12 protein-coding genes are annotated in these 14933 nt (G+C 53.9%); 6 read left to right on the forward strand and 6 right to left on the reverse strand.

Annotation, left to right across the window (positions count from 1 at the left end; all coding sequences use genetic code 11):
• Window position 1: 1 nt before the first annotated feature.
• The 5 genes from IEY39_RS04665 to IEY39_RS04685 form a co-directional block, all read right to left on the reverse strand.
• Window positions 2-3259: an efflux RND transporter permease subunit gene (locus IEY39_RS04665; RefSeq protein ID WP_188928999.1), complete on the reverse strand. Its 3258-nt coding sequence runs from the start codon at window positions 3257-3259 to the stop codon at window positions 2-4.
• A 23-nt stretch (window positions 3260-3282) separates the two neighbouring features.
• Complete coding sequence (locus tag IEY39_RS04670; RefSeq protein WP_188929001.1) at window positions 3283-4398, reverse strand: efflux RND transporter periplasmic adaptor subunit; 1116 nt, start codon at window positions 4396-4398, stop codon at window positions 3283-3285.
• Between the two features lie 24 nt (window positions 4399-4422).
• A complete protein-coding gene (locus IEY39_RS04675; protein WP_188929003.1) occupies window positions 4423-5709 on the reverse strand; it encodes a TolC family protein in 1287 nt (428 codons plus the stop codon).
• Between the two features lie 270 nt (window positions 5710-5979).
• The gene (locus IEY39_RS04680; RefSeq protein WP_188929005.1) at window positions 5980-7329 is read right to left on the reverse strand and encodes a sensor histidine kinase; all 1350 of its coding nucleotides are present in this window, start codon (window positions 7327-7329) and stop codon (window positions 5980-5982) included.
• A complete protein-coding gene (locus IEY39_RS04685; protein ID WP_188929008.1) occupies window positions 7326-8003 on the reverse strand; it encodes a response regulator in 678 nt (225 codons plus the stop codon). The genes IEY39_RS04680 and IEY39_RS04685 overlap by 4 nt, the downstream gene beginning before the upstream one ends.
• Before the next feature lie 166 nt (window positions 8004-8169).
• On the opposite strand from IEY39_RS04685, the gene IEY39_RS04690 reads away from it, so the two are divergent.
• The 5 genes from IEY39_RS04690 (at window position 8170) to IEY39_RS04710 (ending at window position 13440) form a co-directional block, all read left to right on the forward strand.
• Window positions 8170-9090, forward strand: a complete 921-nt coding sequence (locus IEY39_RS04690; protein ID WP_229688770.1) for a DUF2279 domain-containing protein — start codon at window positions 8170-8172, stop codon at window positions 9088-9090.
• Between the two features lie 193 nt (window positions 9091-9283).
• The gene (locus IEY39_RS04695; protein WP_188929010.1) at window positions 9284-9802 is read left to right on the forward strand and encodes a DUF948 domain-containing protein; all 519 of its coding nucleotides are present in this window, start codon (window positions 9284-9286) and stop codon (window positions 9800-9802) included.
• Between the two features lie 48 nt (window positions 9803-9850).
• Window positions 9851-11437, forward strand: coding sequence for an acyl-CoA mutase large subunit family protein (locus tag IEY39_RS04700; protein WP_188929012.1), 1587 nt, complete (start codon window positions 9851-9853; stop codon window positions 11435-11437).
• A gap of 31 nt (window positions 11438-11468) precedes the next feature.
• The gene (locus IEY39_RS04705) at window positions 11469-12512 is read left to right on the forward strand and encodes a WD40/YVTN/BNR-like repeat-containing protein (protein WP_188929013.1); all 1044 of its coding nucleotides are present in this window, start codon (window positions 11469-11471) and stop codon (window positions 12510-12512) included.
• Window positions 12513-12603: 91 nt separating this feature from the next.
• Window positions 12604-13440 carry an energy transducer TonB gene (locus IEY39_RS04710; RefSeq protein ID WP_188929016.1) on the forward strand — a complete coding sequence of 279 codons (837 nt, stop codon included), beginning with the start codon at window positions 12604-12606 and terminating at the stop codon, window positions 13438-13440.
• On the opposite strand, the gene IEY39_RS04715 is transcribed toward IEY39_RS04710, so the two are convergent.
• Window positions 13421-14287 carry a tol-pal system YbgF family protein gene (locus IEY39_RS04715; RefSeq protein WP_188929018.1) on the reverse strand — a complete coding sequence of 289 codons (867 nt, stop codon included), beginning with the start codon at window positions 14285-14287 and terminating at the stop codon, window positions 13421-13423. The two genes, IEY39_RS04710 and IEY39_RS04715, sit on opposite strands and share 20 nt — an antisense overlap.
• A gap of 244 nt (window positions 14288-14531) precedes the next feature.
• Here IEY39_RS04715 and IEY39_RS04720 point away from each other — a divergent pair, with 244 nt between their 5' ends.
• Complete coding sequence (locus IEY39_RS04720) at window positions 14532-14918, forward strand: hypothetical protein (protein WP_188929019.1); 387 nt, start codon at window positions 14532-14534, stop codon at window positions 14916-14918.
• Window positions 14919-14933 lie beyond the last annotated feature (15 nt).

Raw genomic sequence — 14933 nt, forward strand, 5'->3', positions numbered from 1 at the left:
CTCATGACTGAGACGACGACCACCTGCTTTTCCGCTTATGAAAATGCCGGTATGACCAGCCGAAGATCAGCGGGAACACCCACAGGGAGAAGACCATGGCGCTCAGAATACCTCCGATGACGACACGGGCCAGTGGACGGCTGCTCTCCGAACCGATGCCTTGGGATAACGCCGCAGGCAACAGACCGATGGCCGCCATCAGTGCCGTCATCATCACCGGCCGGATCCTCGCCCGGACACCCATGCGGATGGCGTCATACAGGGATAAGGAACCATCGGGCGAGCCAGGCTCTTTAGCGCCGGTCTCCATGGTTTGCATATCGTAGTAGAAGGAGTGCTCTCCCCGTACATGCTGCAGGTTCTCCTTGAACATCGTGATAAGAATGATACCATCCTGGATACAGATACCAAACAGGGCGATGAAGCCGATACCCGCGGAGATACTGAAAATGGTGCCGGTTATATACAGCGCCGCAATGCCACCCACAACCGCAAAGGGCACATTGGCGAATACCAGCAGGGCATCCTTGAAGTTACCGAACATACTCAGCAGCAGGATAAAGATCAAACACAGGCTGATCGGAACCACCTGCGACAGCCGTTTCTGCGCCCGCTGCTGGTTCTCGAAATCTCCCTGGAAGGCCATGCTGTAACCTCTTTTCAGATGCACCTTTTCCGCCACTTTCTGTTGGGCCTCGGCGATGGTGCTGCCCATATCGCGGCCGCGGATCGAGAACTTCAAAGCGGCATACCGGCGGTTGTCGTCGCGATAGATGAGACAGGCGCCCGTACGTTGTTTAATATCAGCGATCTCTTTGATAGGCACCTTGCTGCCGCTCATGGTCGGCACCAGCAATTCGCCGATCTCTTCAGGCGTCTTTCTATACTCCTCCGGCAGCCGTACACGGATATCGAATATCTTGATGCCTTCGTACAGCTGGCTGGCAGGCACGCCGCCCGGCCCGAGCCCCCCGATCGCCATACTGATCACCGCATTGGCCTGGGCAGACTGGACGCCATATAAGGCCATCCTCTGCTGGTCGAGGTTGATGTCGAGTTCCGGCTGACCGGTATTGTGCATGATGCCCAGGTCTTCAATACCCTTGACATCTCTTAATACATTATAATACTCCTGCAGTTTCTCTTCCATATAGGGAAGAGAATCACCGAATACCTTCAGGCAGATGCTGCCTTTCACCCCCGAAACCGCTTCTTCCACGTTGTCCATGATAGGCTGGGAGAAGTTGAGGTTGGTGCCCGGTATCACGGATAAGGCCTTATTCATCCGATTGATAAGTTCTTCCTTGGTGATCTTCGGGTTCCAATCTTCTTCGGGGAACATGAGGATATCGAACTCATTGTTATAGTATCCGGTGACATCCGTACCGTCATCCGGCCGGCCGGTCTGCGACACGCAGTACTGCACCTGCGGGAATTGCATGATGATATCCCTGGCCTGTTTGGAGATATCGACGGATTTGGCCAGACCGGTACTATAGTTGGTCTGGATACGAAGCCAGATGCTGCCCTCGTTCAGCTGCGGTAGGAATTCCGACCCCAGGTATTTGAAGGAATATATCCCAACGACCATGACGATCAGCGCGCAGACAACCACGATCTCCTTGAACCTCCAGGCCAGCTGAAAACCTTTTTGCATGAATTCCATCATCGGCTCGACGATGGGATTGTGCTTTTCTTTCACATTTTTGCGCATCAGAATGCTGATCAGCACCGGTACGAGGGTAAGCGTCGTGATCAGCGAACCCAATAAGGCAAAGCTCAGCGTATACGCCAGCGGTGAGAACATCTTCCCCTCTACCTTCTGGAAGGCGAAGATGGGCAGCAGGGCGGTGATGATGATCACGTTGAGGTAGAACGGTCGTTTCCCGATCTCCGCCGCGCTCTTCTTGATCAGACCGAGCTTGCTCATCTTGTTGAACCGCTCCATTCCCACCTGCTTGGCCTTATGGTCCAATATGACAAAAATACCCTCCACCATCACGATCGTCCCATCAAGAATGATCCCGAAGTCCACAGCGCCCAGCGAAAGCAGGTTGGCCGACATGCCCATCAGGTGCAGACAGATAAAGGCAAACAGCAGGGAGATGGGGATGATCACCGCCACCACCGCCGTGGCCCGCCAGTCGAACAGGAAGATGGAAATGAGTACGATCACCAGTAACACGCCTTCGATCAGGTTGTGAAGTACGGTGTGGGTAGCATAAGAAATGAGATCCGAACGGTCGTAATAAGGGACAATCTTTGTATCGGCAGGCAGAACGTAATTATTTAGATATTTGATCTTGGCCTCGATGTTCTTCACAACGTCCGAAGGGTTCTCCCCCTTGCGCATGACTATGATGGCCTCCACCACGTCGTCCTCTTTATCTACCGTCGAGTCCTTTCCGGTCTTATCTTTCATTCTCTCGGCCCGCGTGATCCATCCCAGCCTGGGCACATTGGATATCTCCACCGTAGCCACATCCTTCACCAGCAGCGGTACCCCGTTGTTATTCAGGATGACGATGTTCTTTATCTCCTCTACATCGTTGAGCAGACCAATGCCCCGCACGACAAAGGCCTGGTCGTTCTGGAAGATCATATCCCCGCCCACATTGATATTGGTATTCTGGATAGCATTGAATACGTCCAACGGCGTCAGCCCGAGATTGGTCAGCTTCCCGGGATCGACCTTTATCTCATAGGTCTTGGTCTTCCCCCCGAAGCTGTTGATATCCCCTACCCCCTGGACACTGCGCAACGCACGGTCGATGACCCAGTCCTGCAGGGTCTTCAGTTCGCGCACGTCGCGGAAGGTGCTCTTTATCGTATACCGGTAGAGCTCCCCGGTGGGACCGGTAGGCGGTTGCACTGCCGGCTGCACATTGGGGGGCAGCTGCGCATTAGGCAGCAGGTTCATCACCTGCTGTCTTGCCATGGGGTCCTTTACATCGTCATCGAAGATGATCTTGATAAACGACAGACCGAATATGCTGGTCGACCGCAGACTCGTCTTCTTCTGCACCGGGTTCATCGCGATCTCGATAGGTATCGTAATAAACTTCTCAACTTCCTCGGCGCTGCGGCCCTGCCATTGCGTTATGATGTCGATCTCTGTGTTGGTCACATCCGGAAATGCCTCGATAGGCATGTTCATGAAGGTGATGATACCGCTCACGATCAGCAAAGAGGTGAGGAATAGTATGAAGTACTTATTCTTAAGCGAGAATCCTATAACTCTTCTAAGAAACTTGGTCATTTGATGGATTTAAGCGGTAAAACTTAATTGTTCAACTGGTCGTAGATCTGCAGAGCGCTGGACTTGATCACCGTGTCGCCGACCTTTACCCCGTCCGTCAGGTATATTTTGTCCCCCAGTGAGCTCAGTTTCTGTACGGGAGTAATATTAGCCTTGCCTGCCCCGTGATAGACCAGGACATAGTACTGGCTATGATCGAAGATCAGGGCGCTCTGCGGAATATAGATCGCCTGCTGGTGCGTGGTGCTGGTAGCCGTGACGCTGGCGAACATCTGGGGCCGCAGGGCATAATCCTCGTTGAGGATCACCACCCGCACCTTCATAACCCGGCTGTTGGGGTCCAGCACATGCATGATCTTGTCCACCTTACCCTTGAAGACCCTGCCGGGGTGCGAAAGCGTCGTTACATCGACGTTGTCGCCCAGGTGTATCTTATCCACATTGCCTTCATACACATTGGCCCAGACCCAGACGTCTTTCAGATCGGAGATGGTGAACAGCGGATTGCTGTTGTCCGGACGGATGGCCTGGGAATTGGTCGCAAATTTCTGAACGACGAATCCACCGATGGGGGCCTTGATGACATAGTTGCCCGAAGTGTCGTTACCATTGATCCGGAGTATCCGCTTGACCATTTCCAGCTGGGCTACCGCCTGGTCATAGTTGGCCTGCGCATTGGTGACGTCCAGGATGGAGGCAAGACCGGCCTTGTATAATGCATTGGTTGCGTCCAGCTGTTTCTTGGCAGCCACAAGATTGGTCTGCGCCTGGATAAGATTGTTGGTGTAGCCGGCCATTTCACTACTCTTTACAATGGCCAGTCCCTGACCCGCCGTAACATAATCCCCCAGCTGAACCTTGATATCCTGGATATTACCGCTCACCAGGGAGAAGATATTCACCTGTTTATCCTGGTTGAAATCTACCTGCCCCGTCAGGGTGATGGCATTGATCAGTTCGCCTTGTTTCACCGAATCGAACTGCAGCGTCTTCAGCAACGAATCGGGGATGATATAAGGAGCCCTGTCGTCGTTGGGCTTTTCTGCACTCGTATTACAGGATTGTAAGAACAAAAAACCTGCCCCCAGGAAAAGGGCGCCTGTCAGGGTTTTTATCGTCAAGTTTGCTTGTATCCGCATGGTATGGCTTGTAGTTTGAAGAGTTTAGTTAAAGAAGTTAGTTCCGGTGTTGAGATTGATGGTCTCCAAGGCATTGACCCGGTTGTACAGAATCGTATTCAGCTGCACGATATTCGTTTTATAGGAGTCGTAGAAAGTCAGGAAGTCCAGCAGGCGGACAAGCCGGTTCTTATAGTTCTCCAGCATCGCCGCAGCTAACTTGTCGAAATGCGCAGCAAAGGCGGGGTTCAGCTGTTTGTAGAGCCTATCCGCATCGACGGCCCGCTGCAATCCCCGGGTCACCTGCTCTTCCAGCGTCTTTTGAGTCAGGGTCAACTGGGTCTTGTTCATGTCGATGTTGATCCTGGCAGACTTGATATTACCCTGGTTGCGGTTGAAGATCGGGATATCGATGCCCAGGCCGACGGAGGTGAAGTTGGGGATATAGCTACCATGACGGTCGAAGCCGAGCCCAGCCGTCAGGTCTGGAACGGCCAGGGCTTTTTGCAGGGAATAGTTCTGCTGGCTCAGGGTAAGGTTGCCCTTGGCGATCATCAGATCGGTGCGGTTCTTGTATGCCGAATCCATCAGGTTCTGCATCGGATATTGCAGGGGGCTGGTGGAATTGATAACGGTGGTGTCTATCTGCGGTACGACGTAGATCGAAGGCTTGGTCTGCAACAGCAGCCGCAACTGGCTCTCCTGGTCGTTGAGATTGTCAATCAGCGTCTGGTATTCGGCCTGCAGGGAGTACAGTTGGGCCTGGACGCGGACCACATCAACTTGCGCAACATATCCGCTGTCTACCACTTTCTCGAAGGTGCCGACGACAGTCTTCAGCGAGCTGATCTCTTCGTCATAGACCCTGGCGGTCTGCTGGAGATAGTAGATGTTGAAATAAGTGCTGCGCAAGGCATATTTCAGCGTGCGCAACAGGTCAAACAGCCCATATTCGGACAGCAGATAGTTGGTCTCGGCTATCCGCGTCTGCTTTTTGATCTTCCCCGCCAGCACGATCAGCTGAGAGAGCTGCGCCGACTGCTCCGCATCATTCGGGTCGAAGACCTGAAACCACTTATGCGTCTGGGTGTTGTAGAGGCCGTTGCTGATGTTGATGTTGGGGTTAGGCCAGAGACGCGCCTGGATGATCAGCGCCTTGGTGGCATCCACGTTATACTTCTGGGCCAGTATTTGGAGGTTACTGTCCAGGAACATCTTTTCGGCCTGCGGCAGGGTCACACGAAGCGAGTCCGTGTTGAACGACTGGGCACGGCCTGTAAAACAGAGGAATAACGAAACTGATACGATTGCCGTTGTCAAAAATTTGTACATGCTGTTGTGTATTTAATCCGGTCATATGGCAGGCGGGAAAGCCGAAAGCAAGCATTCTTGGAGTATGCGAGCGCGAAATTAACAGGAGGTGGTTAGGCAGATATTAACCGGACATTAAAGCAACATTAAAGCGGGATTAGAAAATTTTAATCTAGAATGCAAGTAACTATATATCAAATAATTGTGGGAATCACCGCGCTGGGCTTACCAGTGGGGCTTAACGGCCTGTTAACGAAATGAACCGGTTTGACCGGCCGGTTCGGTAAAAGTTTAAATCGAAAAATAAAGGAGGAATTCGGTGCCCTTGTTCAATTCCGAACGGACGGTAACCTTGACATTGTGCAGCCGCAGGATCTTATCGGCCAGGGAAAGCCCCACCCCATATCCCGCATAGCCAAAGGTATTGGCGCCCCTGAAAAAAGGCTGGAAAATATTAGGGATGTCTTCCGGGCTGATGCCGATTCCCTTGTCCCGGATGCTGATCACGGGCGTGTTGTTCTGCAAAAAAAGGCTGCAATAGACCACCTTATCATGTGAGAATTTTATGGCATTGCGAAGGATATTTCCGATGGCGAGGAAAAGCAGGTAATTGTTCGCCTGTATAGTATATTTCCGGGTGTCCTCGGGCAGGTGGTATTGCAGCTCGATCCTGCTTTCTGGCATGCGGGTGATCCACTCATCCTTCAACTGCCACAACAGTTCGTCCAGCCGCAATTCCCTGAATTCCGCAAATCCGGTATTGGTCTGAGCCAGCTCGAAGAGGGTATTGATCAGGTCGCTCAATTTCTCCGCCTCGGTGAGGACGCCACCCAGCGTCTCCCGGTATTCCTTCTCTCCTCTCTGCTGGGAAAGGGTTACCTCCACATCCCCGATGATGGAAGTGACGGGGGTTCGCAATTCATGGGAGGCGTGTGCGACAAAGGAGCTTTGCGCTTCAAAAGCCTGCTGCAGGTGCTCGAGCAGGTTGTTGAAGGTAATGGCCAGTTCGTTGATCTCGTCCTTGCCTTCCTTGGTGTTCAGCCGCCTGTCCAGGCTGGTGCTGCGGATGATGCGTACATCGTTCATTACCCTGATCATGGGGGAAAGCGCTATCCGGGCAAAGAGCCGGCCGGCAAAAAACAGGATGAACACGGAGATAAAAAAAGCGACGAACATCACCCAGAACAGCTGGCGCATCTCCGCCTGCCCAAACGTATCCACGGCCGATGCAAGGACGGTGAAATTGCCCGAGTTGTCCACATAATAGACGCCGGAAGTGTACTTGTCCCCTTGTTGCAGCTGCACCGTCCGCTGTTTCCTCACCCGGTCGATCGTCTCGTGCGGCCACTGGAAAGAACCGCTCGTCAGGAATACAGGTTTGTCGCTGTCGTCATAGATGCGCACCACCTCCTGCGAAAGCGAAAGAGGATATTTCTTCTGCACGTCCCTGAATTTTTCGGCGGACATATTATCCTGAGCGAGGAAGATCTGGGCATTTGTGATCGCCCGGTCCATCAGCTGCTCGCGAAAATCGTTGCGCCGGTAGCGGCTGGTAAGCAGGTAGATGCCTGCCAGTACCCCGAACAGGAGCACCGCCGACACGAGCGTGAATTGCAGGGATAGCCGGTCCCGTATGGTCATGCTTCTTCTTTTAGTACGTACCCCATGCCAATGACCGTATGGATCAGCGCGCTGGTGAACCCTTTGTCGATCTTGCTGCGAAGGTAATTGATGTAGACGTCGATCAGGTTGGTTCCGCGGTCGTAATTGATACCCCACACCGTCTCGGCGATGAAGGTCCGGGATAATACGCGGTTCTTATTGACGATAAGCAGTTCAAGCAGGGAGAATTCCTTGGCGGTAAGGAAGATCTCTTTGCCCGCCCGCCGCGCCGTCTTCTTATACGCATCCACTTCCAGGTCGGCGATGCGGTAAATGATACCGGGGGGCGAAAGCAGCTTACGCCTGCCAAGGGCCTTCACCCTTGCCAGCAATTCTTCGAAGTGAAAAGGTTTCACCAGGTAGTCATCCGCCCCGGATTCGAAACCGGTCACCTTATCCTTGGTAGCGCCCAGGGCCGTGAGCATCAGGATAGGCATATCCGGCTTGAAATGCCGGATACGTTTACAAAGCTCAAGCCCGTTGATCCCGGGCAGGATCACATCCAGGATAGCCAGATCGTATTCGTTTTCCAGCGCCAGCTTTTCACCAAAAAGCCCATCATAGGCCATGTCTACATTGTAAGACTGCTCCTTGAGGCCTTTTCTAATAAAGTCAGCAACTTTGGGTTCATCTTCAACCAACAAAATATTCATACGCCCATTGGTGTTTGGACAACGTGTATGTTTGAATAACGCGTATCCGCCGCGAAATTAACCATTTGTCGACTGCTGTCCCAGTAATTAATTGATTCTAATTTGTTAAGGCAAGAAGCTCCGCAATTAACAATTGATAGACATAAAGTCTTTATTTTTACCTTTTATGGAGTTAAAACGCTGTTTTGGTCTGATGGCGGTGTTGCTGGCCCAAAGCCTCTCATCCCTTCAAGCCCAGGATTTCTTCAAACCCGCCCCGCATTATGATCCCGGTCGTGTCAACGGCACTATCATCGTGGAATCCGCCATCGGTACCCTCGCTACCATCGGCCTCAATTATCTCTGGTATAAGAAGTTCGCCCATAGTAAATTCCATTATTTCAACGACAACAACGAATGGTTACAGGTAGATAAGGTGGGCCACGCCGCAACAGCCTATAACATCGCGGCTATCCAAAGCGACGTCCTGCACTGGGGCGGGGTCCGCAGCGGGACATCCGCCCTCATCGGTACGGCTACCGCCTTGAGCTTTATGACCATGATCGAGATCATGGACGGACATTCCACGGGATGGGGCTTTTCCAAAGGCGATATGCTCGCCAATATCGCCGGTTGTGTGCTGTTCGAAGGCCAGCAGCTCCTGTGGGGAGAGCAACGCATCAGCTTGAAATTTTCCTACCACGGCACCATCTTCCCACGGTACCACCCGGCCGAACTCGGCAGCAATCTTCCCCAGCGGATGCTAAAGGACTATAACGGCCAAAGCTACTGGCTGTCGTTCAACATCGCCTCCTTCCTCCCCGCATCCGCCAACTTCCCCCGGTGGCTCAATCTGTCCGCCGGGTACGGAGCGGAAGGCATGATCGGCGGCGCAAGCAACCCCACCGAAATAGACGGCAAACCCATCCCCTATTTCCGGCGCTACCGGCAATTTTATTTCTCCTTCGACACCGACGCCTGGCGCATCGATGGACTCTCCCCCCTCGCCACTACTCTGCTAAAGGTGAACAGGACGATAAAAACCCCCGCACCGGCCCTCGAATGGAATGAGGTGCAGGGACTACGCTTCCACCCCATCTACTACTAGCCCCGACCCTACTTTTCGCGGAAGGGTCGGCGCCCCGAAACGCCCCGCGTTTTGGACATGATGCGAAAAACGCCGGCCCTACTTTTCGCGGAAGGGTCGGCGCCCCGAAACGCCCCGCGTTTCGGACATGATGCGAAAAACGCCGACCCTACTTTTCGCGGAAGGGTCGGCGTTTTTATCCTATTTTTACTCCATGGATTCCAACATGCTAATCATTGCCGTCGCCTTCGCCGTCCTGGTCGGGGGCTTTCTTATATTCCTTTTCCTCAAACAGCGCAGAGAACTCAAGGCAGCCCAGGCCACAGGCGAAAAAACGGGCGACGCCAACACCCGCCAGCTACAGCTCCAGGCCTACGAACGGCTCATCCTCCTCACCGACCGCATCGCCCTGCCCAACCTCGTGCAGCGGCTCAACCAGCCCGGACTCGAAGCCCGGGACATGCAGGCCCTGCTGACCCAAAGCATCCGCCAGGAATTCGAACACAACATCACCCAGCAGATCTATGTTAGCTCCGAAGCCTGGGACGCCGTCCGCAATTACAAGGAACAAAACCTGCTGATCATCAACCAGGTGAGCTCTTTCCTCCCCCCCGAAGCCAGCGGCATCGACCTGAACAAGCATCTGCTCGACCTGCTGGTGCAAAATCCCAAGGCCTCGCTCCAGAACGTCGTTTCCGAAGTCCTCAGCTTCGAAGCGAAAAAACTCATGTAGCGTCGCCGGAACCGTCCTTTTTTGCCGAAATCTTTTCAACTAACGATCATGTTCAAAAAGAAGGTTTTTACTGACAGCGGAATCGAGGTCAAAGGAGTGTATACGGCCGCCGACCTGGCCGTCACAGGCCCTCACTCCCTTCCCGGGGGTGCCGGCGGCGAGATGCCCGGCGAATTCCCCTTCACCCGGGGCATCCAGCACGATATGTACCGTGGGAAATTGTGGACCACCCGGCAATACGCGGGTTTCAGCACAGCCGAAGAAAGCAATGCCCGCTACCACTACCTGCTTGAACACGGCGTTATGGGGCTTAGCGTCGCCTTCGACCTGCCCACCCAGATCGGCTATGACAGCGATCATCCCCTTGCCGAAGGCGAGGTAGGCAAGACCGGCGTCGCCATCGACTCCATCGAAGACATGCAGACCCTCTTCAAGGGCATCCGGCTCGAAGACGTCTCCACTTCCATGACCATCAACGCCACCGGCTTTATTCTCCTTGCCTTTTACGCTGTGGTGGCAAAACAGCAGGGCGCCGACTGGAAGAAGATCACCGGGACGATACAGAACGATATCCTGAAAGAATATGCGGCCCGCGGAACGTACATCTACCCGCCCAAGCCTTCGATGCGCATCATCACCGACATCTTCGAATGGTGCAGTCATCAGCTGCCCAAGTGGAACACCATCTCCATCTCCGGCTATCACATCCGCGAAGCAGGAAGCACCGCCGTACAGGAAATAGCTTTTACACTCAGCAACGGGAAGGCCTATGTAAAGGCCGCCCTGGAAAAAGGATTGGACATCGACGTCTTCGGCAAGCGACTGTCCTTCTTCTTCAATTCCCATAACAACTTATTCGAAGAAGTGGCCAAATTCCGCGCCGCACGCCGCATGTGGGCCCGGATTATGAAAGAACTCGGGGCCACCGATCCCAAGGCCATGATGCTGCGCTTCCATACCCAGACGGGCGGATCCACGCTCACCGCACAGCAGCCGATGAACAATATCAGCCGGGTCACCGTCCAGACCCTTGCGGCCGTGCTGGGCGGCACCCAGTCCCTGCATACTAACGGCTATGATGAAGCGCTTAGTCTTCCTACCGAAGAAGCGGCCCGCATCGCCCTGCGGACACAACAGATCGTCGCTTATGAAAGCGGAGCCGCCGACACCGCCGACCCACTTGCCGGCAGCTATTATGTCGAGGCCCTCACCCGGGAAGTGGAAGAAGCCGCCTGGAAACTCATTGAACACATCGACCGGCTGGGCGGCAGCGTCCCCGCCATCGAACAGGGCTTTATCCAGGAAGAGATCGCCCGCAGCGCCTACGAATACCAGCGGCGGGTCGAATCAAAGGAAAAGCTCATTGTCGGCGTCAACAGCTTTCTCACCGAAGAAAAGGACAGCATCCCCATCTTCCGCGTCGATGACTCCATCCGCGCGGTGCAGATAGAAAAAATAAACGACCTGAAAAGAAGACGCGACCCCGCCAGGGTCGACTCCGTCCTGCAAGAGCTAAACGACAAGGCGGCCTCCGGCGAGAATATCATGCCCGCCGTCGTCGAAGCCGTCGAAAGACGGTGTACCCTTGGCGAGATCGCGGATACTTTGCGCGAGGTGTTTGGGGAATACAGATAAATATATTATTTTGGCTGAAATCCTGACATCCATGACCTACCGTAGACCGCTATCCCTCCTGCTGCTGCTTGCTTTTACCGCCTGTTCCCATCACGACAACCCCGCCCCTGCCTCAACGACCACCACTACTACCAGTCCCAATCCATCGGATACCATCACCCGTACCACGGCGGGCAGTGACAGCATTTACTGGAAGGTGGCCTGTCCCGCCAATACTGCCGGATTCGATGACATCTGTTTTACCGATACCCTTCACGGTATTGCCGCAGGCGCCGATAGTTATATCTATACTTCCGCGGATGGCGGCTCCACCTGGACCAAAACCGCATTGGCGCAACGCGGCAACCCGGCCAACGGATTGAGGACCCTCTTTTTCCTGACTCCCAGCCAGGGCTATGTGATAGGGGCTAATAATTTTGCGGTGACCACGGATGGCGGCCAGCACTGGACTATAAAAGGAAGGCCGGACTCCGTCGTCACCAATAGTAGCAAATGGCCAGCCTGTCAATTCCTATCTCCCGCCACCGGCTATCTCAGCACCGGTCTGGGGCTTTATCGCACCGATGATACGGGTACAACCTGGCACGCCGTGGATGCGGATTCCGTAAACGCCCTGTCTTTTGCCAACTCCAATATGGGGACGGTCTTTTCTTTCCCCAACAAAGTGAGCACCACCACCGATGGCGGGAATACCTGGCAATCGCTGGGCGCCCTGCCGGCCTCCTCCCTGAATACGGCCTACACCGTCCTCAAATATTCGGACAACCTCCATGGCTGGTTTATGGACCTTTTCCGGCTTTCCGTTTCGGCCAACGGCGGCGCCACCTGGCAGAACGTCTTCCAGCCCGGCTCCGGCGACTATCTCACCGACCTGAAATTGTTGTCCGGGCAGTCGGCCTACCTGGCTTCCGGCCGCAGGCTCTACAAAACAATGGACGGCGGGGTCACCTGGCTGCGGGAGTATACGCCTGCCATTGCCTCGGGAACAGTGTTCATCAACGAACTCTTCTTTCTCGACGACCACCATGGCTGGGCCTGCGGTACCAATGGCTTTGTCCTGCGATTTAGTCATTGACGCACTTCCAGGTGATTTCCACAAACAAAAATAGCGGGTGCCAGCCTGTGGAATGCCGCAATGCGGGTGTCTCATTAAAAACATCCCGCTCATGGACCTCCAACAAATACCCCAGGCCGACCTGCTCGATATTCTCTTCGACGGTCGCAACAAAGACTACGGTGCCTACGATCTGCGCAAGACCTATAACAACCGGCTGAGCCGGTCTATCCTCACCACGCTCGCGATTTGTCTGCTCTTATTCATCGGCTACACCGTGGCCGGGAAGATGCACCACTCTACCTCACGCCCTAATGTAACCGAAGTTTACCTGGCCGCAGTCGATCCCCCCGCCTTGAAGAAAGAGCTACCGCTGACGATACCGAAACCAGCGCATGTGACGCCGCCCGCCCCAACCATCCGCATCGTCACCACGAAGATCGTACCCGACGACCAGGTGAGACCCGAAGACAAGCCTCAGCCCACAGAGGTCCCCGACAATGCCCATATAGCGGCAGTCACCAATCTGAATGCAACGGGTGATGACGTTGCACGACCACTCTCTAATGACAATGGCGCCGGCCCGGGCACAGGGGTTATCGAAAAACCAGTGGCAAAAGACAACATGGAAGATGGAATTGTGGATATCGTTCAGATCGAATCCAGCTACAAGGGAGGTATGGCCGCCTGGCAGCGTTTCCTGTTAAAGAATTTTCGCGTACCGCAGGCTACCGAAGACCAAAGTGGTGATGTGACAGTCGTCGTCCGCTTCATCGTCGACAAAGAAGGAAACGTCAGCAATGTCGAAGCCATTAGCGGACCCGCGGAGTTACAAAAAGAGGCCGTCCGCGTCATCAGGCTCAGCGGCAAATGGGAGCCTGCCATCCAGAATGGTCGAAAAGTAAAATCCTACAAGACCCAACCCATCACTATTCACTGGGAGAATTAAGCGGCTCCCCCGAAGCGTTGGCCTTACCGGATTGCCCGTCGGCAGTACCGGCCGGCTTCATCGACCGGTCCAGCTCCTGGTAAATAGCAAGCAACTGCTGGCTGCTGGCCTGCAATTTGTTCACCAGCTCATCTATCTTCCGGCGTTCGGCCACCAGCTGTCCTTCTAATTGATCGATATAGGCCTGTTTTTCCTGCAACAAGTGTCCGGTGCGCAGCTGTATCTCCTCCAGTTGCAGCAACCGGTTCTTGTTTTCCCGGCCATCGAGCTCAAGCTGATGAAAGATTTTTATCCGGTTATCCAACTGTTGCTGCAGAAAGGCAATATGCTGGTTCTTTTCTTCCAGCATATCCGGGTAGGATGCCTGCTCCACTTCGGATAGCGGCCCCTCCTTACCACTTTCCGGCGTCTCCCCGGCCGGCCGCACCCCGCTCTCCAGCAGGTCCTGGTACTTCTTTTCGGTACGAGATAGCTCTTCCTTCAATTCCTCGTAGCGCCTATCCGCCATATCGCGATACTGCTCATATTTCTCCTTCATCCAGAGGATGCCCTTATAAATTTTCTCCCTGTCTTCGGGCTCTTCCGCTTCTCCTTTAGGAGCCTGGCTTCCCTCTTCACGGGCCTCCCGCCCGTTGCCGGTCATTTTTGCGGCAGCCAGCAGACCTTCCGATCCTTCAAGGCCCTCGAAAGAAAGTAATAATTCCAAATCTTCCGGCAGCCGTCGCTTGCGACGGTAGTGCAGGAAAGTAGTCACCAGCATGGACACGATCACCAAAGGGATGAAGATCCATAGAAGGATACGCAGAAATTGCCCGAACTCATACAGGCTGATAAGTAGTAGCGACATGATCGAGAGGTTTAGGTAAAATTCTCTCAATATTGATATACAGAAACTTACAGTTAGAAAAAAGAATCGGTTCGATTCTGCGGTGCGGGTAGGCGGGAAAAGTTAAAGAAGCAATATTCACGCCAAAAAAGCAGGTATTGACCGACAGCAAAAATGCCGGATTGCCGCCTATCTAAAAGCCGGGAGGAGCAGGGGATTTTAGCACAAATTTGGTACTCAACCAATCATAAAAACTATGTCAATCATGAGCAAAAAAATCATCGCTTGCGCAACCCTGGTCATAGCGCTTTTCACCGTCACCTCCACCTTTGCCCAGGATGGACGGATGCCGGATACGGCCGCCATGCGCCAACGCCAGGAAGCCATGTTAGCCAAGATGAAGACCGATCTCAATCTTACCCAGACACAGGCAGATTCCGTCAAAGCCATTATGTGGGAATTCGGGGCCAAAAGGCGGGCAATCTTCATGGACCCGGCCAACCAGGGCATGAGCCGGGAAGACCGGATGGCCAAAATGCAACCCCTCAACGAAGCCATGAACGCCCGGCTGCAGGCTGCGCTCGGCGCCGACCTCTTTAAGAAATACCAGGACTGGCAACAGCAGAATCGCCCTCAACGTCCTAATCAATAAAAAGAAAGGGAGTGT

This window comes from Puia dinghuensis (assembly GCF_014642875.1).
Classification (GTDB): Bacteria; Bacteroidota; Bacteroidia; order Chitinophagales; family Chitinophagaceae; genus Puia; species Puia dinghuensis.